We start from the raw sequence: 2,481 nt of genomic DNA, 5'->3' as shown, positions 1-2,481 counted from the left end.
TCTCAAGCGCCTTGGTATACTCTACCAGTCCACCTGTGTCGGTTTAGGGTACGGTTCAATGTCAGAGCTATTTCCCGGACCCATCCAGCCACCACCCCAATCCAATAAGGGATAATAGCACTTCAAGGCCGTCACTTCTGACGAGCTCAGGAATATTCACCTGATTCCCATCGGCTACGGCTGTCGCCCTCGCCTTAGGGGCCGGCTCACCCTGCGCGGATTAGCCTTGCGCAGGAACCCTTGGACTTACGGCGAGAGGGTTTCTCACCCTCTTTGTCGCTACTCATGTCCGCATTCGCACTTCCCATACCTCCACGATCCCTCACAGGTACCGCTTCACAGGCCTAGGGAACGCTCCGCTACCACTCATCTTTCGATGAATCCACAGCTTCGGCAGATGGCTTGAGCCCCGTTACATTTTCGCCGCAAGACAGCTATTAGACCAGTGAGCTATTACGCTTTCTTTAAAGGATGGCTGCTTCTAAGCCAACCTCCTGGTTGTTTTGGCCGTCTCACATGCTTTCCCACTTAGCCATCATTTGGGGGCCTTAGCTGGTGGTCTGGGCTGTTTCCCTCTCGACTATGGACCTTAGCACCCACAGTCTGTCTGCCGCCTAGCACTCACCGGCATTCGGAGTTCGGTAGGGTTTGGTAGGGCTTTGGGCCCCCCTAGCCCTTCCGGTGCTCTACCTCCGGTGGTGTTCAGACGACGATCTACCTCAATAGATTTCGCGGAGAACCAGCTATTTCCGAGTTTGATTGGCCTTTCACCCCTAGCCACAGCTCATCCCCGACTTTTTCAACAGGCGTGGGTTCGGCCCTCCAGTGGGTGTTACCCCACCTTCAGCCTGGCCATGGCTAGATCACTCGGTTTCGGGTCTCATGCCGGCAACTGAACGCCCTATTCAGACTCGCTTTCGCTTCGCCTACACCTAACGGCTTAAGCTTGCTGCCAACACGAACTCGCGGACCCATTATACAAAAGGTACGCCGTCACACCTCAAGGGTGCTCCGACTGCTTGTAAGCGTCCGGTTTCAGGTCTCTTTCACTCCCCTCGTCGGGGTGCTTTTCACCTTTCCCTCACGGTACTTGTGCACTATCGGTCGCCAAGGAGTATTTAGGCTTAGAGGGTGGTCCCCCTACGTTCAGACAGGGTTTCACGTGCCCCGCCCTACTCAAGTACCCCTGATCACATCACGCCTACGGGACTATCACCCACTATGGTCAGCCTTTCCAGACTGCTCGGCTTATTAATCAGTGGTCACTGGCCTACTCCGCGTTCGCTCGCCACTACTAGCGGAATCTCTGTTGATGTCTTTTCCTCCAGGTACTGAGATGTTTCAGTTCCCCAGGTTCGCCTCCACACCCTATGTATTCAGGTGCAGATACCCTCACGGGTGGGTTTCCCCATTCGGAAATCCGCGGATCAACGATCGCTCGCATCTCCCCGCAGCTTATCGCAGCGTGCCACGTCCTTCATCGCCTCTTGGCGCCAAGGCATCCACCGAACGCTCTTATCGCGCTCAATACATACCACCAATGCCCGCACGCAGGACCAAACCCCACGATACGATCATCAGCTTACCAAACTAACGAACTCAGCTTCACTCATTCACTCTTTTGTTCACGACACCACCATCCCGCACAAGGCTCTCGCCCCACACAGCACGGCCGGTCTCGTGACCAACCAATCCGATTCACCTGTCAAACATCACGCCTCCAGGCAGGATCCCTCAAGACCCAAACCAGGCGGCAAACCCGTTGTGCAGCGGCACACCATCCAGCAAGGAACATCCCTCAGGACACTCAACCCACCAGACTGAAGTTTTGGAGACGGTCGGTATCGAACCGACGGCCCCCTGCTTGCAAAGCAGGTGCTCTACCACTGAGCTACGCCCCCATATCCCAGGACGAGAACAACAAACCACCAAGCCAAGCCCGGCAGCACGCTGACCCATCCCAGAGGAGCCAGATCAATGGTGGGCCAAGGAGGACTTGAACCTCCGACCCCACGCTTATCAAGCGTGTGCTCTAACCAACTGAGCTACTGGCCCCAAAGCTCTCAAACCCACCAGAAAGACCCAACCAAAGGACCTCTCCAGGCGGGCTCATCACCCAAGGCCGGAGCCCCCAAGCCAGGATTATCCCAGCCAGTCAACACCTGTAATCTTTGCAAATTCCCGAACCGGGATACGCGGTCAGCGCCCAGGCAAGCTCTCGCTCACCTCCGGCATCGCCACAGCATCCAGCCCAGCGGCATGATGTTTCTCGTGATCCAGCATCGTGACAGGCCTGTTCGTCAGCCAACCCAAACCCCATCCGAGGCATGAGCCAAACCAACCAGGCCGGCATGAACAAGCATCTTATGTTGTCGGAACCCAACAATCCCAACAGGCCGAAACCCATCAGCATCATCAGATATCCTTGAAAGGAGGTGATCCAGCCGCAGGTTCCCCTACGGCTACCTTGTTACGACTTCA

General features: G+C 56.0%; 1 protein-coding gene, 2 tRNA genes and 2 rRNA genes (1 of these 5 cut by a window edge). All 5 read right to left on the bottom strand.

Annotated features, from left to right (window positions below; all coding sequences use genetic code 11):
* Positions 1-1,529, bottom strand: a 23S ribosomal RNA gene (locus AC5JL8_RS10385); the annotation flags it as partial.
* 300 nt (positions 1,530-1,829) lie between these two features.
* Positions 1,830-1,901, bottom strand: a tRNA-Ala gene (locus AC5JL8_RS10380).
* 77 nt (positions 1,902-1,978) lie between these two features.
* A tRNA-Ile gene (locus AC5JL8_RS10375) sits at positions 1,979-2,055 on the bottom strand.
* A 100-nt stretch (positions 2,056-2,155) separates the two neighbouring features.
* A complete protein-coding gene (locus AC5JL8_RS10370) occupies positions 2,156-2,329 on the bottom strand; it encodes a hypothetical protein (protein ID WP_495879697.1) in 174 nt (57 codons plus the stop codon).
* A 99-nt stretch (positions 2,330-2,428) separates the two neighbouring features.
* Positions 2,429-2,481 (bottom strand): 16S ribosomal RNA (locus tag AC5JL8_RS10365); its annotated part runs 368 nt beyond the window's last position; the annotation flags it as partial.

This window comes from Mojavia sp., assembly GCF_059505145.1.
This window is presented reverse-complemented; position numbering and strand designations above follow the sequence as displayed.